This is a genomic window from Stappia sp. (assembly GCF_048268045.1).
GTDB lineage: Bacteria > Pseudomonadota > Alphaproteobacteria > Rhizobiales > Stappiaceae > Stappia.
The window spans coordinates 17,848-39,965 of sequence record NZ_JBLWWG010000019.1 but is presented as its reverse complement, the minus strand read 5'-3'; the positions used below and the strand labels follow the sequence as shown (position 1 = coordinate 39,965).

General features: G+C 67.2%; 25 protein-coding genes. 15 read left to right on the top strand and 10 right to left on the bottom strand.

The window, feature by feature from the left end:
* Nucleotides 1–120: 120 nt before the first annotated feature.
* Complete coding sequence (locus tag ACN0WF_RS19570) at nt 121–1,275, bottom strand: aminotransferase class I/II-fold pyridoxal phosphate-dependent enzyme (RefSeq protein ID WP_417774459.1); 1,155 nt, start codon at nt 1,273–1,275, stop codon at nt 121–123.
* Between the two features lie 249 nt (nt 1,276–1,524).
* On the opposite strand from ACN0WF_RS19570, the gene ACN0WF_RS19565 reads away from it, so the two are divergent.
* The 6 genes from ACN0WF_RS19565 to aat all read left to right on the top strand — a co-directional run bounded on the left by ACN0WF_RS19565 (nt 1,525) and on the right by aat (nt 7,084).
* The gene (locus ACN0WF_RS19565) at nt 1,525–2,955 is read left to right on the top strand and encodes a M48 family metalloprotease (protein ID WP_417774454.1); all 1,431 of its coding nucleotides are present in this window, start codon (nt 1,525–1,527) and stop codon (nt 2,953–2,955) included.
* A gap of 144 nt (nt 2,956–3,099) precedes the next feature.
* Nucleotides 3,100–3,903, top strand: coding sequence for a DsbA family protein (locus tag ACN0WF_RS19560; RefSeq protein WP_417774453.1), 804 nt, complete (start codon nt 3,100–3,102; stop codon nt 3,901–3,903).
* A 131-nt stretch (nt 3,904–4,034) separates the two neighbouring features.
* Nucleotides 4,035–4,475, top strand: a complete 441-nt coding sequence (gene aroQ, locus ACN0WF_RS19555; protein ID WP_417774452.1) for a type II 3-dehydroquinate dehydratase — start codon at nt 4,035–4,037, stop codon at nt 4,473–4,475.
* Nucleotides 4,476–4,514: 39 nt separating this feature from the next.
* Nucleotides 4,515–4,976: an acetyl-CoA carboxylase biotin carboxyl carrier protein gene (gene accB, locus ACN0WF_RS19550; RefSeq protein ID WP_417774451.1), complete on the top strand. Its 462-nt coding sequence runs from the start codon at nt 4,515–4,517 to the stop codon at nt 4,974–4,976.
* Nucleotides 4,977–4,990: 14 nt separating this feature from the next.
* Nucleotides 4,991–6,340, top strand: a complete 1,350-nt coding sequence (accC, locus tag ACN0WF_RS19545; protein ID WP_417774450.1) for an acetyl-CoA carboxylase biotin carboxylase subunit — start codon at nt 4,991–4,993, stop codon at nt 6,338–6,340.
* A 63-nt stretch (nt 6,341–6,403) separates the two neighbouring features.
* Entirely contained in the window at nt 6,404–7,084 is a 681-nt protein-coding gene (aat, locus tag ACN0WF_RS19540; protein WP_417774449.1) for a leucyl/phenylalanyl-tRNA--protein transferase, read from the top strand.
* 18 nt (nt 7,085–7,102) lie between these two features.
* Here aat and ACN0WF_RS19535 read toward each other — a convergent pair whose 3' ends face one another.
* The gene (locus tag ACN0WF_RS19535) at nt 7,103–9,376 is read right to left on the bottom strand and encodes a heavy metal translocating P-type ATPase (protein ID WP_417774448.1); all 2,274 of its coding nucleotides are present in this window, start codon (nt 9,374–9,376) and stop codon (nt 7,103–7,105) included.
* A 97-nt stretch (nt 9,377–9,473) separates the two neighbouring features.
* Between ACN0WF_RS19535 and ACN0WF_RS19530 the strand changes: the two genes are divergently transcribed.
* Nucleotides 9,474–9,917, top strand: coding sequence for a MerR family transcriptional regulator (locus ACN0WF_RS19530; RefSeq protein WP_417774447.1), 444 nt, complete (start codon nt 9,474–9,476; stop codon nt 9,915–9,917).
* A gap of 51 nt (nt 9,918–9,968) precedes the next feature.
* On the opposite strand, the gene parA is transcribed toward ACN0WF_RS19530, so the two are convergent.
* Nucleotides 9,969–10,616 (bottom strand): ParA family partition ATPase, encoded by a 648-nt coding sequence (gene parA, locus ACN0WF_RS19525; protein WP_417774446.1) that lies wholly within the window; start codon nt 10,614–10,616, stop codon nt 9,969–9,971.
* Nucleotides 10,617–10,806: 190 nt separating this feature from the next.
* Between parA and ACN0WF_RS19520 the strand changes: the two genes are divergently transcribed.
* Both ACN0WF_RS19520 and ACN0WF_RS19515 read left to right on the top strand, forming a co-directional pair.
* Nucleotides 10,807–11,505, top strand: a complete 699-nt coding sequence (locus ACN0WF_RS19520; protein ID WP_417774445.1) for a fumarylacetoacetate hydrolase family protein — start codon at nt 10,807–10,809, stop codon at nt 11,503–11,505.
* Nucleotides 11,502–12,245, top strand: coding sequence for a lysophospholipid acyltransferase family protein (locus ACN0WF_RS19515; protein ID WP_417774444.1), 744 nt, complete (start codon nt 11,502–11,504; stop codon nt 12,243–12,245). The genes ACN0WF_RS19520 and ACN0WF_RS19515 overlap by 4 nt, the downstream gene beginning before the upstream one ends.
* Nucleotides 12,246–12,280: 35 nt before the next feature.
* Here ACN0WF_RS19515 and ACN0WF_RS19510 read toward each other — a convergent pair whose 3' ends face one another.
* Complete coding sequence (locus tag ACN0WF_RS19510; RefSeq protein WP_417774443.1) at nt 12,281–13,072, bottom strand: hypothetical protein; 792 nt, start codon at nt 13,070–13,072, stop codon at nt 12,281–12,283.
* Nucleotides 13,073–13,375: 303 nt separating this feature from the next.
* On the opposite strand from ACN0WF_RS19510, the gene ACN0WF_RS19505 reads away from it, so the two are divergent.
* From ACN0WF_RS19505 to ACN0WF_RS19490, 4 genes are read left to right on the top strand one after another with little or no spacing between them, the layout of a single operon-like run.
* Nucleotides 13,376–13,648, top strand: coding sequence for a phosphopantetheine-binding protein (locus tag ACN0WF_RS19505; RefSeq protein WP_417774442.1), 273 nt, complete (start codon nt 13,376–13,378; stop codon nt 13,646–13,648).
* Nucleotides 13,645–14,865, top strand: a complete 1,221-nt coding sequence (locus tag ACN0WF_RS19500) for a beta-ketoacyl-[acyl-carrier-protein] synthase family protein (RefSeq protein WP_417774441.1) — start codon at nt 13,645–13,647, stop codon at nt 14,863–14,865. The genes ACN0WF_RS19505 and ACN0WF_RS19500 overlap by 4 nt, the downstream gene beginning before the upstream one ends.
* Nucleotides 14,866–14,874: 9 nt before the next feature.
* Nucleotides 14,875–15,297 carry a hypothetical protein gene (locus tag ACN0WF_RS19495; protein ID WP_417774440.1) on the top strand — a complete coding sequence of 141 codons (423 nt, stop codon included), beginning with the start codon at nt 14,875–14,877 and terminating at the stop codon, nt 15,295–15,297.
* Nucleotides 15,294–15,698, top strand: a complete 405-nt coding sequence (locus ACN0WF_RS19490) for a MaoC family dehydratase (protein WP_417774439.1) — start codon at nt 15,294–15,296, stop codon at nt 15,696–15,698. Before ACN0WF_RS19495 ends, ACN0WF_RS19490 begins: the two co-directional genes overlap by 4 nt.
* 46 nt (nt 15,699–15,744) lie before the next feature.
* Here the strand turns inward: ACN0WF_RS19490 and ACN0WF_RS19485 are convergent, their stop codons facing one another.
* The 3 genes from ACN0WF_RS19485 to ACN0WF_RS19475 all read right to left on the bottom strand — a co-directional run bounded on the left by ACN0WF_RS19485 (nt 15,745) and on the right by ACN0WF_RS19475 (nt 17,873).
* Complete coding sequence (locus tag ACN0WF_RS19485; RefSeq protein WP_417774438.1) at nt 15,745–16,278, bottom strand: DUF2478 domain-containing protein; 534 nt, start codon at nt 16,276–16,278, stop codon at nt 15,745–15,747.
* 120 nt (nt 16,279–16,398) lie between these two features.
* Complete coding sequence (locus ACN0WF_RS19480) at nt 16,399–16,749, bottom strand: RidA family protein (RefSeq protein WP_417774437.1); 351 nt, start codon at nt 16,747–16,749, stop codon at nt 16,399–16,401.
* A complete protein-coding gene (locus ACN0WF_RS19475) occupies nt 16,746–17,873 on the bottom strand; it encodes an NAD(P)/FAD-dependent oxidoreductase (protein ID WP_417774436.1) in 1,128 nt (375 codons plus the stop codon). Before ACN0WF_RS19475 ends, ACN0WF_RS19480 begins: the two co-directional genes overlap by 4 nt.
* A 251-nt stretch (nt 17,874–18,124) precedes the next feature.
* Here ACN0WF_RS19475 and ACN0WF_RS19470 point away from each other — a divergent pair, with 251 nt between their 5' ends.
* A complete protein-coding gene (locus ACN0WF_RS19470; protein ID WP_417774435.1) occupies nt 18,125–19,072 on the top strand; it encodes a LysR substrate-binding domain-containing protein in 948 nt (315 codons plus the stop codon).
* Here ACN0WF_RS19470 and ACN0WF_RS19465 read toward each other — a convergent pair.
* Both ACN0WF_RS19465 and ACN0WF_RS19460 read right to left on the bottom strand, forming a co-directional pair.
* Entirely contained in the window at nt 19,054–19,563 is a 510-nt protein-coding gene (locus ACN0WF_RS19465) for a cupin domain-containing protein (protein ID WP_417774434.1), read from the bottom strand. The genes ACN0WF_RS19470 and ACN0WF_RS19465 overlap by 19 nt on opposite strands.
* Nucleotides 19,560–19,988, bottom strand: a complete 429-nt coding sequence (locus ACN0WF_RS19460) for a nuclear transport factor 2 family protein (RefSeq protein WP_417774433.1) — start codon at nt 19,986–19,988, stop codon at nt 19,560–19,562. The genes ACN0WF_RS19465 and ACN0WF_RS19460 overlap by 4 nt, the downstream gene beginning before the upstream one ends.
* Before the next feature lie 158 nt (nt 19,989–20,146).
* On the opposite strand from ACN0WF_RS19460, the gene ACN0WF_RS19455 reads away from it, so the two are divergent.
* Nucleotides 20,147–20,887 carry a hypothetical protein gene (locus ACN0WF_RS19455; protein ID WP_417774432.1) on the top strand — a complete coding sequence of 247 codons (741 nt, stop codon included), beginning with the start codon at nt 20,147–20,149 and terminating at the stop codon, nt 20,885–20,887.
* 51 nt (nt 20,888–20,938) lie between these two features.
* On the opposite strand, the gene ACN0WF_RS19450 is transcribed toward ACN0WF_RS19455, so the two are convergent.
* Complete coding sequence (locus ACN0WF_RS19450) at nt 20,939–22,015, bottom strand: ABC transporter ATP-binding protein (protein WP_417774431.1); 1,077 nt, start codon at nt 22,013–22,015, stop codon at nt 20,939–20,941.
* Nucleotides 22,016–22,118: the final 103 nt, after the last annotated feature.

Below are 22,118 nucleotides of genomic sequence, written 5' to 3'. Positions count from 1 at the left end.
ATGAAAATTGACAAGCCACGAAGTGTATCGGTCTGTCGCGGCGCGACGGTCCTGCGACAACCGCCGACCGACGCAGCCGCCGCGAAAACCCTATCTTGCTGATTTCATGAGGCTTCCAAGTTACCCAGCCCGTGGCAACCAGTCCGCGAGACGTTCGGTCGCAGCCTCGATCACCGACGCGTCGCCGGCGAAGGAGAAGCGCATGTAGGCGTGACCGTTGACCGGGTCGAAGTCGGCGCCGGGTGTCGCCGCGATACCGGCCTCTTCCAGCATCCGCCGGGCGAATTCCGCGCTGTCGTTGGAAAACGGCCTGACGCTCGCATAAAGGTAGAAGGCGCCATCCATCGGCAGGATCTCGGTGAAGCCAAGCGCCGGCATGCGCTGCAGCAGCAGCTCCCGGTTCCGCGCGTAGCCCGCCTTGACCCGCTCCAGCTCCTGCGTCGCGCCGAAAACGGCCGCCGCCGCTCGCTGCGACAGTTCGGGTGGCGAGATGTAGAGGCTCTGGGCGATCCGTTCGACCGGGCGCACCAGCGCCTCGGGCAGGATCATCCAGCCGATGCGCCAGCCAGTCATGCAGTAGTACTTCGAGAAGCTGTTGATGATGATGGCCTTTTCGGTAAAGGCCAGCGCCGTCTCCTGCTGCCCGGCGAAGACCAGCCCATGGTAGATCTCGTCGGAGATGAACCAGATGTCCATCGTCTCGCAGGCATCCACCAGCGCCTTCAGCGCCTCTGGCGTCATCATCGTTCCGGTCGGATTGGCCGGCGAGGCGACGAGCACGCCCTTGAGCGGCGCCTCGCGATGCGCCGCTTCCAGCAGCTCCGGCGTCAGCGCGTAGCGCGTATCCGCACCAGTCTCGATCTCGACCGGCACAAGGCCGAGCGCGCGCAGGATGTTGCGATAGGCGGGATAGCCCGGCGCGGCGATCGCCACCCGGTCGCCCGGGTCGAACGCCGCCAGAAAAGCAAGATTGAAGCCCGCCGACGAGCCTGTGGTGGCGACGATGCGGGCATCTGCGACGTCGACGCCATAGGTCGCGCGATAGTGCGTGCGAATCGCCCCGCGCAGCACCGGCAGCCCCCGCGCCTCGGTGTAGCCGAGACGCCCGGTGGCGAGCGCGGCCGCCGCCGCTTCCGAGGCCTCGCGCGGCACCGGGGCACCCGGCTGGCCGACTTCCATGTGAAGAATCGACCGGCCGGCGGCTTCCAGCTCGTTCGCCCGTGCAAGCACGTCCATGGCGCGGAACGGCTCGACATCGGATCTTGCGGACGGCATCGGCATGGGAACAATCCTTTCACGATTTCGCAACATTTACCGCCCGTTGCGGGTGGCAAAGCGCGTTCAACCCCGTCTCATGCCCAATTTTCGGCGGGTTACCATGCGTTCGATGAGGCAAATGAGGCGGTTGACCGCTTTCGTCGGGCTCCCTACCCTCCCCACGCCTCGCTGTCGAGAGGCTTGCGCGCGAGCGCTGCATCGGCCAACGACAGGCAGAGAAGCCCCGCGACCAGGAGAGAAGACACCATGATCCGATCCCCGCTTGAAGCCGGCGCCGCCACGCGGGCTCCGCGTCGCCCCGGGCTTCTGGCGCGCTCACTCGCTCTCGTCACGGCGGGTTTTCTCGGCTTTACCACAAGCATCACGCCGGTCGCGGCGCAGGGCGGCCTGCCGCTCGTGCGCGACGCGGAGACCGAGGCGTTGATGCGCGACTACACCCATCCGATCTTCGACGCCGCCGGCATCGCCCGCGAGCAGGTTCAGGTCATCCTGGTGAACCGGCGCGATTTCAATGCCTTCGTCGCCGATGCCCGCCGCATCTTCATCAACGTCGGCGTGATCACCGATGCCGAAACGCCGAATGAGGTGATCGGCGTGCTGGCCCACGAGACCGGCCACATCAAGGGCAACCACCTCGCCCGCCTGCGCGACGCGCTCGCCAACGCCCAGATCATGGCGGCCATCGGCATGCTGCTTGGCGTCGGCGCGATCGCGGCGGGAGCCGGCAGCGGCTCCAGCGGTGTCGCCCAGGGCGGCGCCGGCGCGCTCACCGCAGGCGCGGGCATTGCCCATCGCTCGCTGCTTGCCTACCGCCGCAGCGAGGAATCCGTCGCCGACCGGGCCGCCGTCACCTATCTCAACAAGGCGCATATTTCCGCGAAGGGAATGCTGAAGACCTTCAGCCGCTTCGCCGACCAGTCCCTGTTCTCGGCCCAGTACACCGATCCCTACGCCCAGAGCCACCCGATGCCGCGCGAGCGGCTGACCGCGCTCGAGACCATCGCCAAGCAGAGCCCCTACTGGAACACGCCCGACAGTCCGGCGCTTCAGGCCCGACACGACATGGTGCGCGCCAAGCTGATCGCCTACACGCGCCACCCCAACGAGACGGCGCGCATGTACCCGCGCTCCGACACCTCGTTGCCGGCGCAATACGCGCGTGCTGTGGTGACCATGCGCACCAAGAGCCGCCGCGAGGCGGTCGCCGCCATCGACGAGCTGATCCGCCGCCAGCCCGAAAACCCCTATTTCTATGAGCTCAAGGGCCAGGCGCTGCTGGAATCCGGCAGCCCGAAGCCCGCCATCGCCCCGTTCCGCAAGGCCATGTCGCTGCGCCCGCGCGAGGGCCAGTTCTACGTCTGGCTGGGCTTCGCCCTGGTCGCGGCCAACGACACCAGCATGCTGCCGGAGGCCGAGCGCGTGTTGAAGACCGGCCTGCAGATGGACCCGGACTCCTATATCGGCTACTCGCAACTCGCCATCGCGCTCGGACGGCTCGGCCGCACGGCGGAGGCCGACCTGGCCACCGCGCGCGGCCTGATGGCGCGGGGCGACTTCCGCGCCGCCAAGCGCTACGCGACGCGGGCCAAGAAGACGCTCAAGCGCGGAACGCCCGCCTGGCTTCAGGCGGACGACATCGTCACCTATTCGCCGCCCAAACTTCCCGGCCGCTCCTGACCAGGTCGTGATTGGACGCAAGCATCCGGGCAGGCCAGACTTTCCAATGGCCCCCAATCCCACGCCGAGGCCCGGCACCGCCGACAGGCGGGCCGCCGGGCCTCGAACCATCGTTTCGGGCAGAATCGCCCGCTGGAGACCAGAATGACACGTCTTTTCGCAACCTTCGGCCCCAGCGCCCTTCGACGCACGGGCCTTCTCGCCGGCGCGGGACTTGCGCTCGCCCTTGTCCTTGCACCGGTCGCCGGACCGGCCCGCGCCCAGGACGCAGCCCTTGGCAAGGCAGAGGTCGAAACCATCGTCCGCGACTACCTTTTGAAGAACCCGGAAGTGATCCGCGAAGCACTCGAGGAACTTGAGCGCCGCGATATGGCCAAGGCCGACGAGGCCCGCTCCAAGGCGCTGTCCTCTGTCTCCGACGTCCTGCTCAACTCGACCCGCCAGGTGGTGATCGGCAATCCGGACGGCGACGTCACGCTGGTCGAGTTCTTCGACTACAACTGCGGCTATTGCAAGCGTGCCATGGGCGACATGGAACGGCTGCTCAAGGAAGACAAGAACCTGCGCATCGTGCTCAAGGAGTTCCCGGTTCTTGGCCAGGGTTCGGTCGAGGCAGCGCAGGTGGCCGTCGCCGTCAACATGGTCGAGCCGGAGAAGTATCTCGCATTCCACCGCAAGCTGATGGCAACGCGCGGGCAAGCCAACCGCGCCGCCTCGCTTGCCGCGGCCAAGGCCGCAGGTCTCGACACGGCCAAAGTCGAGGCGGCGATGAACGATCCGGAAGTGAAGGCCTCGATCGAGGAGGTTTACATGCTGGCCAACCATCTCGGCCTCACCGGCACGCCCTCCTATGTGGTTGGCAACGACGTGGTGATGGGCGCGGTCGGCTACGACGAGCTGTCCGGCAAGATCAGCGCCATGCGCGATTGTGGCGAGACGACCTGCTGATCGTCTTGAGGAAACAGCCGGCGGGAACGGTCGCTCGTGCGAACGACAGGCCTTTCCCTCCCCGGCGCGAGTGCCTATAAGAGGGCATGACAGCAACGCGACAACGTCGCGTCGCCCTTTGCGGGGAATGAATGTCCGCCTCGATTTACGTTCTCAATGGCCCGAACCTGAACCGGCTCGGCACGCGTGAACCGTCCACCTACGGTCGGTCGACGCTCGCCGATATCGAGCAGCTCTGCCGGGAAATCGGCGAGGATCTCGATCTGGAGATCGAGTTCCGGCAGTCCAATCACGAAGGGCTGCTGGTCGACTGGATTCAGGAAGCGGGAGATCTGGCGCAGGGACTCGTCATCAACCCGGCGGCCTACACGCATACGTCCGTGGCGCTGCATGACGCGATCCGCACCGCCGAGATCCCGACCGTCGAGGTGCATCTTTCCAACGTTTTCGCGCGCGAAGCCTTCCGGCACCATTCCTACGTGTCGCCAGTCGCACTTGGCGTCATCTGTGGTTTCGGCATCACCGGCTACCGGCTCGCACTCGAAGCCCTTTCCACCGTGATCCGGCCCTGAATTCCCGGCCATCCCGAAAAGACAAGACAAGACAAGGCAATGTCGGAAAAGAAAAGCAAGTTTGACCAGGACCTTATTCGCGAGCTCGCCCAGCTTCTGGACGAGACGAACCTGAGCGAGATCGAGCTCGAGCGGGATGACTTCCGCATCCGCGTCGCCCGTCAGGTGACGATCGAGGCTCCGGTCGGCGTCACCCGGGCGGCTCCCGCCGCAGCGGCTCCGGCTGCGACCGCCGCCCCCTCGGCGAGCACCGATCCCGCCGGCCATCCCGGCGCGGTCCCCTCTCCCATGGTCGGCACCGCCTATTGCGCGCCTGAACCCGGTGCACGCAATTTCGTCGAGGTCGGCGATACGGTCGCTGCCGGCGACACGCTGCTGATCGTCGAGGCGATGAAGACCATGAACCAGATCCCGGCTCCGCGCGCCGGCCGCATCGCGGCCATTCTCGTCGAGGACGGCCAGCCGGTCGAATATGGCGAGCCGCTCGTCATCATCGAGTGACGGGACCGCGAGCCATGTTTTCAAAGATCCTGATCGCCAATCGCGGAGAGATCGCCCTCAGGGTGATGCGCGCCTGCAAGGAGCTCGGCATCCACACGGTTGCCGTGCACTCCACCGCCGACGCCAACGCCATGCATGTGCGGCTCGCCGACGAGAGTGTCTGCATCGGCCCCCCGGCCGCGCGTGACAGCTATCTCAACATTCCGCAGCTTCTTGCCGCCTGCGAGATCACCGGCGCCGATGCCGTGCATCCCGGCTACGGCTTCCTGTCGGAAAACGCCCGCTTCGCCGAGATTCTCGAAGCGCACAACATCGTCTTCATCGGCCCCTCGGCGGAGCACATCCGCATCATGGGCGACAAGATCGCCGCCAAGCAGACGGCCAGGGACCTCGGCATTCCCGTCGTTCCCGGCTCCGACGGCGCGGTCACGCCGAGCGATGACGCCCATGCCATCGCCCGCGAGATCGGCTATCCGGTGCTCGTCAAGGCGGCGGCCGGCGGCGGCGGTCGCGGCATGAAGGTGGCGCTCACCGACAAGGATCTGGACACCGCGCTCTCCACCGCGCGCGCCGAGGCCAAGGCCGCCTTCGGCGATGACGCGCTCTACATGGAGAAATACCTCGGCAAGCCGCGCCACATCGAGGTGCAGGTGCTGGGCGACGGACGCGGCAACGCGGTGCATCTGGGCGAACGCGACTGCTCCCTGCAGCGCCGACACCAGAAAGTGCTCGAGGAAGCCCCTTCGCCGGCCCTCAACGCCGAGCAGCGCAAGGAAATCGGCGAGATCGTCGCCAACGCCATGCGCAAGCTCAAGTACCGCGGCGTCGGCACGGTCGAGTTCCTCTACGAGGACGGCAACTTCTACTTCATCGAGATGAACACCCGCCTGCAGGTGGAACATCCGGTGACGGAGATGATCACCGGCATCGATCTGGTGAACGAGCAGATCCGCATTGCCTCCGGCGCCGAGCTTATGCTGCGCCAGGAGGACATCACCTTCGAGGGCCATGCCATCGAATGCCGGATCAACGCCGAGAACCCGCGCACCTTCGCGCCGTCCCCCGGCCAGATCACCTATTACCACCCGCCGGGCGGGCTGGGCGTACGTGTCGATTCGGGCGTCTATCAGGGCTACCGGATCCCGCCGCACTACGACAGCCTGATCGGCAAGCTCATCGTCCACGGCCGCAACCGGGTCGAGTGCATGATGCGCCTGCGCCGCTGCCTCGACGAATTCGTCGTCGACGGCATCGATTCGACCATCCCGCTGTTCCGCGACCTGGTCGACAACCAGGACATCGCCAACGGGATGTACGACATTCACTGGCTCGAGAAGTATCTCTCCAGCGACACAGCCGACTGAGACCGGCAGGGCGCCCGCGCGGGCGCCCTGACCGCACCGGCGAGCCTCGAGGCCGGAAACCAAATGGCCGGAAAGAAGTCCGATTCCCTGCGGATCACGCCCCAGGTGCTGCTCAAGGCCTACGCCTGCGGCATCTTCCCCATGGCGGAGACCGCCGAAGACCCCAACCTCTTCTGGATCGAACCGGAGTTGCGCGGCATCCTGCCGCTCGACGGCTTTCATGTGCCGCGCAGGTTGAGACGCACCGTGCGTCAGGACGTCTTCGAGATCCGCGTCGACACGGATTTCGGCGCCGTCATCGACGGCTGCGCGGAGCCGGCAGGCGACCGGCCCAAGACCTGGATCAACTCCGAGATCCGCCGCCTCTACGGCGCTCTGTTCGAGATGGGCTTTTGCCACACGGTGGAGGCATGGCGCGACGGCGCGCTGGTCGGCGGTCTCTACGGCGTTTCACTCGGCGGCGCCTTCTTCGGCGAGAGCATGTTCGCGCGCGAACGGGATGCCTCGAAGGTGGCGCTCGTGCATCTGGCCGCGCGCCTGACGGCAGGCAGCTACTCGCTGTTGGACACCCAGTTCGTTACCGAGCACCTGGCCCGCTTCGGCACCACGGAGGTGCCCAAGGCGCGCTACGACCGGATACTGGCGGAAGCGGTCGCCGGCTACTCGGACTTCTTCGCCCTTCCCGCCAGGATCTCCGGCGAGGAAGCGCTTGCCCTCGTCGCTGGCGGCGCGGCGCAAGGGTGACCGCGCCGCCAGTGCGCATCACTCGCGTTCCGGATCGTAGGCCAGCAGGCGCAGCGCGTTCAGCGTGACAAGCACCGTCGCCCCCGTATCGGCAAGGATCGCGATCCACAGGCCGGTGACGCCGAGGATCGAGGTCACCAGGAACACGCCCTTGAGCCCGAGCGCGATGGTCACATTCTGTCGGATGTTCGACATGGTGGCCCGCGACAGGCGGATCAGCGCGGGAATGTCGCTCACCCGGTCGCGCAGGATCGCCGCGTCCGCCGTCTCCAACGCCACATCCGTGCCCGATCCCATCGCGACCCCGAGCGTCGCCTGCTTGAGCGCGGGCGCATCGTTGATACCGTCACCAACCATCATGATCGGTCCTTCGGTGGCGAAATCGCGAATCGCGGCGAGCTTTTCCTCCGGCAGCATACGCGCCCGATGCTCCAGCCCCATCGCGCCGGCGATCGCCGCCGCCGTGCGCTCGTTGTCGCCGGTGAGCATGATGGCGGAGATCCCGAGCCTGTCGAGCTGGCGCATCGCTTCCGCCGCATCGGCGCGCGGCTCGTCCCGAAGCGCGATCAGACCGACCGCTCCGTCGGCCTCGCCGAAGACGACGACGACTGTCTTGCCCTCGGCTTCCATCCGCTGTGCGGTCTCTTGCGCACCGGGCTCCAGGGCCCCCTGCTCGCGCGCATGCGCGGGACTTGCGACATGCACCGCCTGCCCGTCGACAGTGGCGGCGACACCCCGGCCGGGAAGCGCCCGGGCCTGCCCGCCCCCGGCGACCGCAATGCCGGCGTCTGCGGCGCGCGTCACGATTGCCTTGGCCAGCGGATGGCTCGAGCCGCTTTCGACCGCCGCGGCGAGCGACAGAACCCGCCCCTCGTCATGGTCGCCAAGCGGCACGACGTCCGTGACGACGGGCCGGCCCTGCGTCAGCGTTCCGGTCTTGTCGAAGGCGACGCGCCGCGTCGAGGCCGCCGCCTCGACGACCGCGCCACCCTTCATCAGGTAGCCGCGCCGGGCACCGGTCGAAAGACCCGCAGCGATGGACGCGGGAACCGAGATAACGAGCGCGCAAGGGCAGCCGATCAGCAACAGCGCCAGCGCCCGGTAGATCCACACATCCCAGGATGCCGCAAAGGCGAGCGGCGGCACCAGCGCGACCAGGACCGCGATGCCGACGATGAAGGGCATGTAGATCCGGCTCAGCCGGTCAATGAACCGCTCCGTCGGCGCGCGGCTCTCCTCCGCCTCCTCGACCATGCGGATGATACGGGCGATGGTGTTGTCGCTCGCCGGCTTGCCGACAGCGACGGTGAGCGCCGCCTCGGTATTGATCGACCCGGCGAAGACCTCGTCACCGGGGCCGCGCGTCTGCGGAATGCTCTCACCCGTTACCGGACTTTCGTCGACGCCGGAGGTGCCCGCGACGATCTCGCCGTCGGCGGGAACCCGGTCTCCCGGACGCACCAGAACGCGCTGGCCGACCTTGAGCGTGTCGGCCGCGACCTCGCGCGGCCGGTCGCCCTCCAGAAGAAGCGCGGTCTTCGGCAGCAGTTTCACCAGCGCGCGGATACCGCTGCGCGCCTGGTCCGTCGCCACCCCCTCAAGCACCTCGCCAACGGCGAAGAGGAAGACGACAAGCGCCGCCTCCTGCGCCGCGTCGATAAGAAGCGCGCCAAGGGCCGCGATGGTCATCAGCATTTCGATGGTGAAGGGCATGCGTGCCAGCAGCAGCGCGAAAGCGCGGCGCGCGACCGGGAAGAGCCCGATCAGGCAGGCAATCACAAAGGCCCATTTGGAGACCGCCGCGGAGACGAACAGCTCGCTCGCCCAGGCAGAGGCGAGCAGCGCTCCGGTCAGGATCACAAGCCGCCCCTTGGCGGTTCGCCACCAGCCAAGGCCGCGTTCCGCGGGGTCGTCATGGGAATGGACATGGGAGGAACCGTGATCGTGGCCATCGCCCGCATGGTCGTGGCCATGATCCGCATGATCGTGTGCGTGGCAGCCGCACCCTTGCGCCGTCTCATCCTCGGGCGCGCCCGGCATGCCCCCCGCAGCAACGGGCGCACGGCCACTGGCACGATAGCCGATGGCGCGGATCGCCTTTTCGACCGCATCCGGAGCGGTGCGGCTCTCGTCAAGCGATACGCGCAGCCGCTCCTTGATCAGCGACACCTCGACGTCGCTGGCGCCGGAAAGGCGCTCGACGGCGCCCCGCGCCTTGGCCACGCAAGAGGCGCAGTCCATTCCTGATACGGACCATTCGTAGCGGGTCCGGTTCGTTTCACTCGCAGTCATCACAGTCCTTCCCCCCTGTTCAAGGCAGGGTCTTGATCGGAACCGGGACAAGACATAATTCCTCTAGTGACTAGAGCTGCAAGAGGGAAAACGACGCATGCTGACGATCGGCAAGCTTTCCAAGGAAACCGGCGTAAAAGTGCCGACGATCCGCTATTACGAGCAGATCGGCCTCCTGCCCGAACCGGAGCGCAGCAGCGGCAACCAGCGCCTCTACGGGCCGACTGCGCGCGAGCGGCTGAACTTCATCCGCCACGCCCGCGATCTCGGATTCTCGCCCGACGCTATCCGCGACCTCCTCAGCCTGACGGACGACCCGGAGCGCTCCTGCGCCGCCGCCGACGCCATCGCCCGCGAGCAGCTTGGCGAGGTCCGCGCCCGCATCGCGCGCCTCACGGCACTGCAGACGGAGCTGGAACGGATGGTGACCCAGTGCGAAGGAGGCAAGATCTGCGACTGCCGGGTGATCGAGGTGCTGGGCGACCACCGGCTCTGCCTGCACGACCGCCACGACGCGGCGCAGACGATGGAGGCGACGTAAGCCCTCACCGACGCTGACCCGAGGCGCGCGCAGACCAGCCCGGCGGGTGGATCAGATGCCAGCGAGAACCGCGGCGATTTCGGCCGCCAGCTGACGGACTTCCTCCGCACCCTTGCCGCGCGGATCTGTCTCGAGCACCGTGCGCCCCTCTCCCATGGAGGCGGCGAAGCCGGTGCGGTTGCCGAGCCGCGCGGCGGCAATCGGATAGCCGTGCGATTCGATCTCCGAGACCACGTCGAGCGTCAGCGCCGCGCGCGGCGGCACGCGGTTGAGCACCAGAAGCGCATCCGTGCCCTCGCGCCGTGCGATTTCCACCGTCTGCGCCGTCGCCCAAAGGTCGATCTGGGTCGGCTGCACCGGAATGATGACCAGATCCGCCGCCTCGATGGCCGGGCGCACGTCGGAATCGGTCTTGGGCGGCGTGTCGATGATGACAAGGCCGTGGTCGCGCGACAGGCTGCGCGCCTCGCGCCGTGCGCCCCAGCCGCTGGAAGTCCGGAAGCTCAGGCCCGTGCCGGCCTCGCCGAACGCCTCCTCGCGCGCCTCGAACCAGGTGCCGAGCGACCCTTGCGGATCGACGTCGACAAGCGCCACCGGGTAGTCGCCCTTGCGGGCGAGCGCAACGGCGAGATGCACCGCGAGCGTGGTCTTGCCGGACCCGCCCTTCTGCTGCGAAACGGAGATAACGCGACCGTTCATTGTTTTCCCCTCATGCCGCATACTGTTGCACCGCAACAGGTGCTTTGCAATCGGCAAGCCTGCGGACGGGCGCGACCGTCGATCTCGTTTTGACGGGGCCGACGTTCCGCACTATCTCTTTGTTTTGCCGCCGTTTCGCGAGATGAGAGGCTGGGCGGCCGTTCCGGAACCCCGCCAAGGAGCCGCCCGCGTGATCCGATATGCCTTCACTCCCGCCGAAACGCCCAGCGTCGCCATCGCCGACAGCGACGAGCGCTTCCCCGTTCGCCGCGTCTTCTGCGTCGGGCGCAACTATGCCGCCCACGCCCGCGAAATGGGCAAGGATCCGGACCGCGAGCCGCCGTTCTTCTTCATGAAGCCGGCCGACGCCGTGTGCGACAGCGGCGGCACGATCCCCTATCCGCCGCTGACGGAGGACCTGCATTTCGAGATGGAGTTGGTCGTCGCCATCGGCACCGGCGGCAGCGACATCGCGCCTGAAAGCGCCAATGCGCACATATGGGGCTATGGCGCGGGCATCGACTTCACCCGCCGCGACCTGCAACAGCAGGCCAAGGACATGGGCCGCCCCTGGGACTGGGGCAAGGGCTTCGACTTCTCCGCACCCTGCGCGCCCCTGGTCCCCGCTCAGCGCACCGGCCACCCGACCTCGGGGCGCATCACGCTCGCCGTCAACGGCGAGACCCGCCAGGATGGCGACCTTGCCGAGCAGATCTGGCCGGTTGCCGACATCATCGCCATCTGTAGCCGCTCGGTGACGCTGAAGCCGGGCGATCTGATCTTCACCGGCACGCCGGCGGGTGTCGGAGCCGTGCGTCCCGGAGATCGGCTCGAGGGCAGCATCGAGGGCGTTGCCGCCATTTCCATCACGGTTGGCCCGCGCACATGAGCACGCGCGCTGGCGCGTCTGTCGTCCTGCGCTCCCTTACCTTCCTGACGTTCGTACTGCTGACGCTGGCGGTCTTTGCCCCCCTGGCCGTGCTGCTCGTTCTGCCGCGCCGGGTCTGCCTTGCAATCGCGACGCGGGTGGTGCGGTTCTGGCTGTGGCTGCTGAAGCATGTCGTCGGCCTGCGCTACGAGGTGCGCGGCCGCGAGCATCTCGCCGCCGCCGGCCCCTGCCTGATCGCCTCCAAGCACCAGTCGGCCTTCGAGACGATCGCGCTGCAGATCATCCTCGACGATCCGGCGATCGTGCTGAAGCGCGAGCTGACCTGGATCCCGGTCGCCGGCTGGACGATGGCACGCCTGCATCACATCGCCATCGACCGCAAGGCGGGCGCGTCCGCCCTGATGGCACTGGTGCGCGACGCCAAGGCTCGGCTGGCGGACGGCCGGTCCGTGGTGATCTTCCCGGAAGGCACGCGCACGGCACCGCTCGCCGCCCCTGCCTACAAGCCCGGCATCGTCGCGCTTTACCGGGCCCTGCGCACGCCCTGCATACCGGTCGCGCTGAACTCCGGCGTGTTCTGGCCGCGCCGCAGCCTGTGGCGTTTTCCCGGAACCATCATCATCGAGTTCCTACCCCCAATCCCTGCGGGACTTCGGGCGGACGCGTTCCGCGAAGCGCTTGAGGGGGCAATCGAGACCCGCAGCACGGAGCTGGCGCGCGCCGCGCTCGCCCGCGCCTGAAGTCGCTCGGCCAGCAAGACCGCAGACCAAAGACCTCAGGCTGCGCGAACCCGCGCCAGCCGAAGACGCACGAAGTCGCGGGCGATGGAATGCATGTCGAGCGAATAGGTCATCAGATAGAAAATGAACGCCGAGATCGTGACGATCTCCTGCAACGTGTAGACGTAGTAGATCGAGTACTCCGAAACCGGCAGGTCGAATTTCTTGATTGCGAAAAGGAAGAAATAGCCAAGGGCGATGACGACAACCGCCTTGGACACGCGTACCCGCAAGGCGCTCGCCGATCTGGAAACTGCAAGCAGCGGCCAGTCACCGCCGGTGTCGGCCCGCGTCAGCCGCGCGCACAGCACACCGTTCATCCCGATTGCCAGGATCTGTCCGATGAAGAACAGGTAGCTGCCGATCATGTGCAGGTCGTGGTTGTTGTAAAACGTGTACTGCGTACACATCACCATGCCGCTGCTGCCGACAACCTGGCAGGCAAGCATGATGTTGACGAAGGTGTTGTTGCGGCGGCGCAGGTCGGCATCCTCGGCATGGACATGGGCGATCGCCAGGCGAAAGCCGTTGGCCAGCGCGATCAGGGCCAGGCCGATAACGATGCTCACGGCCAGGATTGTCGCCGCGAAGGGCGCGCCGATGAAGGGGTCCGAGATTGCCCGGCTTATTGTCGGTGCGCTATGCTGGACGTAATCGGGGTGGCGCTGGTAGAACGCCCAGCGGGCCCACACCATCATCGCAATCGCGGAACCGGGAACGATGACAAGGGGGAGGCTCAACGCAAGCCCGGCCAGCCTTTCCATTCGGGAAGCACCACGATCAGTCATGACTGGCCTCTTGCCTCGCCGTGAGGGGCGGCGTCGGGATCCTCGTGGAAATCGCTGAACCTGCCATTATCCTGTCCCAACTGCCGTTCAGGACCGTGCCTCGATGAGGCAATCCTGCATTCCGGCGTGGATAGCGGAGTACAGGGCCTCCTGACAAGTACCGATGGGCTCGGGTTCGGCGACGTCTGCCGCGCATTTTGGCGCAGGCCGCCGCGACCGCGGTGCAAATAGGCTCTGGCTCAACCGCCAACAAGAAATTATGACTGCCTGTCACGGCTTGGATGCAGAGGATAACAAGGCACGATGGAAAAGATGCTCGAAGGAATTGATCCGGCAACGCTCGGGAAGTTGCTGGATCTCGTGGCAAAGGAAGGCATGGTCGAGCGCGACAAGCTGACCCCAGACGCGACATTCGAGGAACTCGGCATCCAGTCAGCCGACATGGTTGTGATTCTGATGGCGATCGAGGAAGAGTTCGGCGTCTACATTCCCGTCGACGGCGACCTTGCCGAAGCGCAAACGGTCGGAGACTTTCTCAAGGTCCTTGCGGTGCGCATGAAGGAAGACGCCGCGTGACCACTGGAAGCCGACGGATCGTCGTGACCGGCATAGGCGCAATCACCGCAGCCGGTCGCGGCGTCGACGCGCTTTGGTCCGCCGCGCGCGACGGGCGCAGCGGCGTTTCGGAATTCCGGCTCGAGCGCTATCCCAGGCAGCGTATCACCCGGGCCGCTCACATTCCCGACTTCGACCCCACGGGCGATCTCAGCCCGCAGGAGATCAAGACCTCCGACCGCTTCGCCCAGCTCGCCCTGATCGCGGCAAGCGAGGCGCTCGCGCAGGCCGGCCTCGACCCCGAGGCGCCGCTGGGATCGCGCTGTGGCGCCATCATCGGCTCGGGCATTGGCGGGTCCTGGACCACCGACGACGGGTTCCACGGCTTCTATGTCGCCAACACGCGCCCCGACCTCATGGCCATCGCCAAGGTCATGCCGAATGCGGCCGCGTCACAGATCAGCATGCGCTACGGCGTGCGCGGTCCGTCGCTGGCAATCTCCAGCGCCTGCGCTTCCGGCACACAGGCGGTCGGCTACGGCATGCACATGATCCGTTCCGGCCTGATCGATGCCGCCCTGGTCGGCGGCAGCGAGGCGCTGCTCACGCCCGGCATCTTCCGGGCCTGGGAGGTGCTGCGCGTGATGGCGCCCGAAGCCTGCCGTCCGTTCTCCGACAAGCGCAACGGCATGGTGCTTGGCGAGGGTGCGGCCGTGCTGATGATCGAGGAACTCGAGCACGCGCTTGCGCGGGGGGCGACGCCACTCGTCGAGCTCGCCGGCTTCGGCACGTCCAGCGACGCCAGCGACATCCTGCGCCCCACCGTCGAGGGGCCGACGGCCTCCATGACGAACGCGCTCGCCGACGCCGGCCTCGACCCCGCGGAGATCGGCTACGTCAACGCCCATGGCACCGGCACGGTCCTCAACGACATCTCCGAGACCGAAGCGCTGCGCCGCGTGTTCGGCGACCGCATCGGTAAGCTGCCCGTGTCCTCCACCAAGCCGATCCATGGCCACGCACTCGGCGCCGCCGGCGCCATCGAACTTGTGGTGACAGTGCGCGCGATCCTCGAAAAAATCGCACCGCCGACGATCAACTGGCTCGGGCCCGACCCCAAATGCCTGCTCGACCCCGTTCCCAACACGGCGCGCGCGCACCCCATCGAGGCAGCGCTCAGCAACTCCTTCGCCTTCGGCGGCATCAACGCCACCGTCGCAGCCCGTGCGCTGCGCTAGGAGACGGCGATGTTTGCGCCGGACCTGGACTGGACAACGCTCGGCGAGATCGAACTGTCGACTGCCGCCCACGCCGTTGATGCCTTCGCCGATGCCCTCGCCGGCGACGGCGAACCGGCCCCTTCGGTGGTGCCGGCGACATTCGCCGCCGTCGTCCTGGCGCGGCCGGAGATCATGGGCGCCCTGCAGGGGCTTGCCGAGGAAAACGGCGCGGTGCTCGTCCATCAGGCTCAGCAGTTCCGCTTCCTGCGCCCGCTCGAGATCGATGCGACCTACCGCGTCCGCCTCGACTGGCACCGGGAGCCGCAGCGCCCGGACCGGCTGATCGTGCGCGCTCGGGTCCGCGACGGCGCGGACACGCTCTGCCAGGAATTCCGAACGGATATCGTGCTGTTCGCCCGGCCGCCCGCCCGCACGGAGAACGGCTCATGAGCCCCGCCGCCATCCCCGCCCTTGGAACAACCTTCGACGCAACGCCGCTCGCTGTCATCGACGCGGCCCAGGTTCACGCCTATGCGCAGGCCTCCGGCGACCGCAATCAGATTCACCTCGACGACATGGCGGCGCGGCGCGCCGGGCTTCCCGGAGCGATCGTTCACGGCATGCTGATGATGGGTCGGCTCGAGGCAGCGATCGCGGCGTGGCTGCCCGGCCACCGGATCATCTCGCTCCAGACGCGATTCGTGCGCCCGCTGGCCGTTGGTGGTGCGATGAGCGTCAGCGGGCGGATTGCGAAGCGCGACGGCAACGCGGCGATCCTGCGTCTGGTGATGCGGGACGGCGACGGGCAGAACCTGTGCATCGGCGAGGCCGAGATCACACCCGGCGCCTGATAAAGCGCGGAGAATGTCCGCGACGCAAGGGCTGGAAAAACAGACCTCACGCCGTTGCGGACACCGTGTCGCCGGAGACCCCACGCGCACCCTCGACCCAGTCGAACAGCACATCGGCATCGGCGGGAACCTCTTCGGCGAGATCGCCGCAGAAGTCTAGAAAGCGGTCGCGATTGAGCCCGTTGACGCCGACGACGACGGGAATGCCCTCGGCAAGAGCCGTGCCTATGGCCTCGCGAAAGCCACGCCCCTCCGCCTCCTGCTTGCCGAACTTGTTGACGATGAGAACATCGGCGCCTGAGGCAAGGCGGGCGGTAACGTGGCCGACGGCGGCCTCCAGCCCCACCGGATCGAGGCGGCAACCGCTCGATTGGGGCCCCAGCGACTGGGAAATGCGCAGCATCGGACCATCGGGAAGCACCCGCACGTCCATGTCGCAGGGCACGTCGTCGCCGATCTCGGTGTTGATCTGGACGACACCGCAGGTCCTGCGACCGGCAGCCATCAGCCGCTCCGCGAGCCGTGCCAGAACCTGATCCATGTCACCGCGCCCCGGCGACATCGTGTAGGCAATCCGCATGTGCTGCTCCCTGGCCTTTCGGCAATCGTCCGTTCTCCGGGCAAAAACAGGTCGGCCCGGCCCGACGGCGCAGTGTCGCACCGAACGGCCGGGCCGCAAAGCCTTCGCGAAGACTGCGTGTCAGCCGACCGCGGCGGTGATGATGATCTCGACCTTGTACTCCGGACCGGCAAGACGCGCCTCGCCCGTGGCGCGGGCCGGCGTGTTGGCCGGATCGACCCAGGCGTCCCATTCCGCATTCATCTCGGCGAAATCGTCCATCGACGAAAGCCAGATGATCGCCTGAAGCACGCGCGACTTGTCAGAGCCGGCCTCGGCCAGCAGACGGTCGACGTTGGCCAGGATGGCGCGGGTCTGGGTGGCGACGTCGGAGCCGGGGCTGCCGATCTGGCCGGCAAGGTAGACCGTGTTGCCGTGCACCACCGCCTGGCTCATCCGGGGGCCGACTTCGATACGCTTGATGTCGCTCATGATACTCGTTTTCCTGTTGCAAGGCTCGCACGCGCCGGAGACAGCGCCGCGACCACATCGGGTGGCAAGTCAGGTTCATGACCGAGACAGAGCGCCGTGGCAAGCCGTGCGAGCGCAGGCGCCGCCTGGATGCCGTATCCGCCCTGCCCGGCGAGCCATAAGAAACCGTCGGCGCCGGGCGCGAAGCCGGCCACCGGATTGCGGTCGGCGACGAAGCTGCGCAGGCCTGCCCAGCTGTGCTCGACCCGGGTGACGGGAATCGTCACCGCCTGCTCGAACCGGTAGAGCCCCTCCGCGACGACCATGTCGTCTGGCCACGCATCCTGCGGCTCGACCTCGTCCTCATCCGCCGGCGAGACCATGAGCTTGCCGGCTTCGGGCTTCAGGTACCAGCGCTCCGAGGCACTGACGACAAGCGGCCAGCCCCGCAGGTCATAGCCCTCGGGCGCGGGCAGAAGAGCGGCCGAGCGGCGCAGCGGGCGAAGCCCCACCTGCGCGACGCCGGCCAGAGCGGCAACCCGGTCGGCCCAGGCGCCGGCTGCGTTGATGATGGTCGGTGCCTGGAACCGGCCCGCCGGCGTCTCCGCCTCCCAGATGCCGTCCCTGCGCGCAATTCCGGTAACCCCGGCACCCGTCACGATCTCGCCGCCGCGCGCCTTCAACAGGCGCTGCAGTCCCTGGAACATGCGGTCGACGTCGATGTCCTGTGCGTCTGGTTCATAGACCGCCTCGACGATGCGCTCGCGCCGCAGGATGGGAACCCGCGCCACCGCCTCGTCCGGCGAGATGCGCTCGAGCCCCGAACTGCCGTCCAGATAGCGGGCAAGCGCCTCGCGCTCGTCCTCGTCGGCGATCATGAGTTCACCGCGCTCGGTCAGAAGGCTCTCGCTGGCAACGTCCACGGGCTCTGAAAAGAACCCGGCCGAGGCCGCATTGAGCGCGCGCAGAACGTTGCTGCCGTAGTTGCGGATGAAAATCGCCGCCGAGCGGCCGGTCGAATGGTGGCCCGGAACCGGCTCCATCTCGAGTACAATCACCCGCGCCTCGCGCGCCAGAAGCGCGGCGGCGCTGATCCCGGCCATCCCGCCGCCGATGACGAGAATGTCGCAGGTCCTGACAGTCATGGGCAGATCCACCCTTTCACTCGATGTCCGCGTGTCGAATCCGGATGCCCCGCACGGGCCCGGTTCCTGCCCTTCGTGCCTGATCGCCTGGGGGATTCCAAGGGACTTCGACACCCCCACGCAGCCGCGCCCCGCCGACGCTGCGTCACCTGAACCGCGCTCAAGAGGGCGTGAGTTGAATTCAGCATGACATCCGTTCAACCGGCGCGCGCCGGCTTTCGAAGCGCATCTTCTGGCGATAACCTCGAGCCATGTCCGACGCGCCCGCTTCCCCAATGCCTCGCATCACCGTTCCGCTCAACGCCCTGAGGGCGTTCGAGGCGGCCGCCCGCAACCTGTCGATCAAGAACGCGGCCGGAGAACTTGGTGTGACGCCCTCCGCCGTGTCGCATCAACTGCGCCTGCTCGAGGACACGCTGGGCGTGGACCTGATGCGGCGGACCGGCTCGCGGCTGGAGCTGACGGAGACCGGACGCAAGCTTTACCCGCGCCTTTCGTCCGGCTTTCGCGAAATCGCCAGCGCCGTGAGCGAGACGACGGACGAGCGCAAGACCGGCGCACTGCGGCTTTCCATGTTGCCGACCTTCGCCATTCACTGGCTGTCGCCGCGGCTTTCGAACTACCCGTTCGAAAAGGCCGGGTTCGAGCTTCTGATTTCCACCAGCCAGACCGCCGTCGACCTGTCCGCCGGCGCCGCCGATGCCGGCATCCGCCACGGCCACGGCGACTGGCCGGGCCTTGCGGCGGACCTTTTGTTTGAGGAAACGGTTGCGCTCTTCGCCGCCCCCGGCCTTGTCGGCAAGGACGGGCCGCGTGCACTTGTCGCCAAATCCAACCTGTTTCTGTCGCAGTACCGCGCCCGCAACTGGTCCGACTGGAACGAAAGCCTGCCCGGCGGCCCGTTGAGGCCGGCGGCGACCACGCGGGTCGATTCGGCCGGCCTCGGACTGCGCGCAGCGACCGATGGCGCCGGCATCACGCTGGCCGGCCGCGAGATCGCGCAGTCGGACGTGGCGGCGGGACGGCTGGTGCAGCTCTTCGACCACAGCATTCCGGCCAGCGGCGGCTACTGGCTGGTCTACCCGCACGCGCTCGAACGCGACCGACGGGTGAAGAACCTGCGCGACTGGATGCTGAAGGAAGCCGCCAGACCGGCCAGCACCAACGCTGGCCAGCCTGCCTACTCGTCGAGCCAGTAGTCGACGGCATCGCGCGCGCGAAAGCTCGTCGCCACACGGCGCGCCGCTTTGTCGCCTCCCGGCGCGGCCCCGGCAAAGACCGTGACCTTGCCGCTGTCGGGGTATTCCATCACCTCGGGCTCGTTCATGGTGCTGACGGCGAGATAACGCAGCGGTCCCTCCGCCCCCGCAATCAGTTGATGCGCGGTTTCCGCTCCCCCCGATGGACAGACAACCACATCCCCCGCCTCGACCGGCCATTCGTCGGCCCCGAAGCGCACACGCCCGGCGCCGGCGAGGACCACGAACATCTCGTCATTGGCGTGGTGGCTGTGAAAGGGCCAGGCGCGCTTGCCCGCCGGCACCTCGACAAGCCGGGCACCAAGATGACGCGCGCCCTTGGGCGCGGCGACCGCCGCCGTCGCGCAAACGAAACGACCGCCATTGCCGGTCTCGGCAAGCGCCAGTTCCCCGAGCCGCACCACCGGGCTCGCTCCTTGTTCATTCCTCATGGCCTGCCTGTCCCTTCTCCGTTCGCCACCTGTGTCGGCCATTCGGCCCCGTAGAGCGCTTCCCCGCGCACCTGCCTGCCATCCGAGAAGCTCATGATCTCGACTGCCCGCCGACAGGACCCGTTCGCCAACGCCTCGTAGTGCACGACGAGTGTCTGGCGCGCCACGTCCGCATGCGCCTCGAGCAGCACGAAGCGCAACCCGCCGGCGCGCCCCAGCGCGCTCGCCCAATAGTCCCGCAGGGCATCAGCCCCGCGAATTTCGGCGCACCCCGTCATTTTCTCGGCAAGAGGGCTGACAAACACCCCATCCGCCGCCCAGGATGCCAGCACCGCGTCGATGTTTCTCGCATTCCACGCCGAGATCCAGAGATCGGCATGACGCCGCAAATCCGCTTCCGCGAGCATTTCAATCGGTCCCTTCACGATGTCGCTGTTCTCTAGATCGCCGATGGCGGCAGCGCCCGCGACCGAGGAAATCTCATGACGACATGAAGCGCGACGCCGGTCCCATGGACCTGAAGACCTTGCGCGGAAGCCATGCTATGGGTCCCGAGCCTGCCACAGCCGGAATTTCGTCGTCCATGCCAGATCGCTCCTCCCCGCTTTCCGCCCGTCTCGCCGGCCTTGTCGAGTTGCATGGCCCGGGAGGGCGCCTGGACGAGGCGCGGGCGCGCGGCGTCCTCACCAGAACCATCTACGAGATGTTCGAGCCCCTGCGGCCGGCGCTGATTTCGGGCGGCAGCGGTCACCCCCTCGCCGTCGCGGGCGAGGCGATGCGGTCCTGGTGCGAGCTGGCGGTGGGGCTTGGTGTCCTGGCGCGCCGCGGGCGGGGCTACCGCGCGGCGGACAATGGCGCGCGCACCTATCTCGCCGGCGGCTGGCTGGAAGAGCTGATGGCACTGGCGCTGCTTGATGCGGAGTGTCAGGAGGTGCGCTTTTCCCAGCAGATACGCTGGCGCGCGCCGGGCGGCGAGAGCGACCACTACAACGAGGTCGACGCGCTCGCCCTCTACGGCGGGCAACTCGTCATCGTCTCCTGCAAGGCGACCGCGACCGATCTCCTGGACCGCTCGCACGGCGAGGAGCGGATGTTCCAGGCGATGTTGGAGCTTTCCTACTGGAACACCCATTTCGGCAACCGCGCGGCAACCCCGATCTTCGTCACCACCACCGATTTCTATGACGAGGAAGCGGGAGAATTCCGCAGCCCCAAGCTGATGGAGCGCGCCCGCATTCTCGGTCTCAACGTCCTGACAGCGGATTTTTCCACCGCCGCGCACCTGACGCGGCGGCTGCGCGACGTGCTGCGCGCCGCCGCCTAGGGCGTTCAACCTGGCCTCCGGGCTCGGGTCCCGAGCGGCGACAACGAGGTATCAGTGCGCCTCGAGCCGCCGGCCGCTGGCCTCGTCGAAATAGTGAAGATCCGCGGTATTATAACCGAGGTGGATCTTCTCGTTCGGCGAGAGCCGCACGGACGGATCGAGGCGGGCGGTCAGCTCGTGTCCGCCGAACCGGCAGATTGCCATCGTATCGGACCCCAGCGGCTCGAACACTTCCACCACGGGTGCGATTGCGCCCGCCTCCGGCTGGGTCCAGGCGAGGTGCTCGGGGCGGATCCCAACGTCAAGCCTTGCCCCATCGGCCGCCGCGACCTCGCCCAGCCGCAACGAGGCGTCGCCGACGCGAAGGCACGGCGTCACGCCGGACCGGTCGACCACCCCTGAAAAGACGTTCATCTGCGGCGACCCGATGAACTCGCCGACGAAGCGGCAGTTCGGCTTCTTGTAAAGCTCGATCGGGTGCCCCTCCTGAACGATATGGCCGCCACGCAGAACGACCACCCGGTCGGCCAGTGTCATCGCCTCCGTCTGATCGTGGGTGACGTAGACCGTCGTGGTGCCGAGCATGGCGTGCAGCCGCTTGATCTGGGTCCGCATCTCGACCCGCAGCTTTGCGTCGAGATTGGACAGCGGCTCGTCGAACAGAAACACGGACGGGTGACGCACGATGGCACGCCCCATGGCAACGCGCTGGCGCTGGCCGCCGGAGAGCTGGCCGGGCTTGCGCTGGAGATAATCCTCGATCTGCAGGATGCGCGCCGCCTCGCGCACCTGGGGCGCGATCTCGGCCGCCTTCTGCCCGCGCATCTTCAGCCCGAAGCCGATGTTCTCCGCCACCGTCATATGCGGATAGAGCGCGTAATCCTGGAACACCATCGCCACGTCGCGGCCGCGCGGCTCGACCTCGTTCACCACCTTGTCGCCGATCCTGAGCGTGCCGCCGGAAATCTCCTCCAGACCGGCGATCATGCGCAGCATGGTCGACTTTCCGCAGCCCGACGGGCCGACGAAGGCGACGAACTCTCCGTCGCGGATGTGCAGGCTCACGCCGTGGATCGCCCGTACCGAACCGTAATCCTTGACGATTCCGTCGAGCCGGATCTCCGCCATGGTGTCCTCCCTTGACCGCCCCTCGAAGATGGAGGCTTGCATTATCGATAATTGCAATGTTATCGATATCGATAATACAGCGCAACCCCGTCGAAGGGGATCG

Bases quoted from the DNA above. Each gene is read 5' to 3' on its own strand.
- ACN0WF_RS19570 (WP_417774459.1), bottom strand. From the start codon at position 1,275: ATGCCGTCCGCAAGATCCGATGTCGAGCCGTTCCGCGCCATGGACGTG.
- ACN0WF_RS19565 (WP_417774454.1), top strand. From the start codon at position 1,525: ATGATCCGATCCCCGCTTGAAGCCGGCGCCGCCACGCGGGCTCCGCGT.
- ACN0WF_RS19560 (WP_417774453.1), top strand. From the start codon at position 3,100: ATGACACGTCTTTTCGCAACCTTCGGCCCCAGCGCCCTTCGACGCACG.
- aroQ (WP_417774452.1), top strand. From the start codon at position 4,035: ATGTCCGCCTCGATTTACGTTCTCAATGGCCCGAACCTGAACCGGCTC.
- accB (WP_417774451.1), top strand. From the start codon at position 4,515: ATGTCGGAAAAGAAAAGCAAGTTTGACCAGGACCTTATTCGCGAGCTC.
- accC (WP_417774450.1), top strand. From the start codon at position 4,991: ATGTTTTCAAAGATCCTGATCGCCAATCGCGGAGAGATCGCCCTCAGG.
- aat (WP_417774449.1), top strand. From the start codon at position 6,404: ATGGCCGGAAAGAAGTCCGATTCCCTGCGGATCACGCCCCAGGTGCTG.
- ACN0WF_RS19535 (WP_417774448.1), bottom strand. From the start codon at position 9,376: ATGACTGCGAGTGAAACGAACCGGACCCGCTACGAATGGTCCGTATCA.
- ACN0WF_RS19530 (WP_417774447.1), top strand. From the start codon at position 9,474: ATGCTGACGATCGGCAAGCTTTCCAAGGAAACCGGCGTAAAAGTGCCG.
- parA (WP_417774446.1), bottom strand. From the start codon at position 10,616: ATGAACGGTCGCGTTATCTCCGTTTCGCAGCAGAAGGGCGGGTCCGGC.
- ACN0WF_RS19515 (WP_417774444.1), top strand. From the start codon at position 11,502: ATGAGCACGCGCGCTGGCGCGTCTGTCGTCCTGCGCTCCCTTACCTTC.
- ACN0WF_RS19510 (WP_417774443.1), bottom strand. From the start codon at position 13,072: ATGACTGATCGTGGTGCTTCCCGAATGGAAAGGCTGGCCGGGCTTGCG.
- ACN0WF_RS19505 (WP_417774442.1), top strand. From the start codon at position 13,376: ATGGAAAAGATGCTCGAAGGAATTGATCCGGCAACGCTCGGGAAGTTG.
- ACN0WF_RS19495 (WP_417774440.1), top strand. From the start codon at position 14,875: ATGTTTGCGCCGGACCTGGACTGGACAACGCTCGGCGAGATCGAACTG.
- ACN0WF_RS19490 (WP_417774439.1), top strand. From the start codon at position 15,294: ATGAGCCCCGCCGCCATCCCCGCCCTTGGAACAACCTTCGACGCAACG.
- ACN0WF_RS19485 (WP_417774438.1), bottom strand. From the start codon at position 16,278: ATGCGGATTGCCTACACGATGTCGCCGGGGCGCGGTGACATGGATCAG.
- ACN0WF_RS19480 (WP_417774437.1), bottom strand. From the start codon at position 16,749: ATGAGCGACATCAAGCGTATCGAAGTCGGCCCCCGGATGAGCCAGGCG.
- ACN0WF_RS19475 (WP_417774436.1), bottom strand. From the start codon at position 17,873: ATGACTGTCAGGACCTGCGACATTCTCGTCATCGGCGGCGGGATGGCC.
- ACN0WF_RS19470 (WP_417774435.1), top strand. From the start codon at position 18,125: ATGTCCGACGCGCCCGCTTCCCCAATGCCTCGCATCACCGTTCCGCTC.
- ACN0WF_RS19465 (WP_417774434.1), bottom strand. From the start codon at position 19,563: ATGAGGAATGAACAAGGAGCGAGCCCGGTGGTGCGGCTCGGGGAACTG.
- ACN0WF_RS19455 (WP_417774432.1), top strand. From the start codon at position 20,147: ATGCCAGATCGCTCCTCCCCGCTTTCCGCCCGTCTCGCCGGCCTTGTC.
- ACN0WF_RS19450 (WP_417774431.1), bottom strand. From the start codon at position 22,015: ATGGCGGAGATCCGGCTCGACGGAATCGTCAAGGATTACGGTTCGGTA.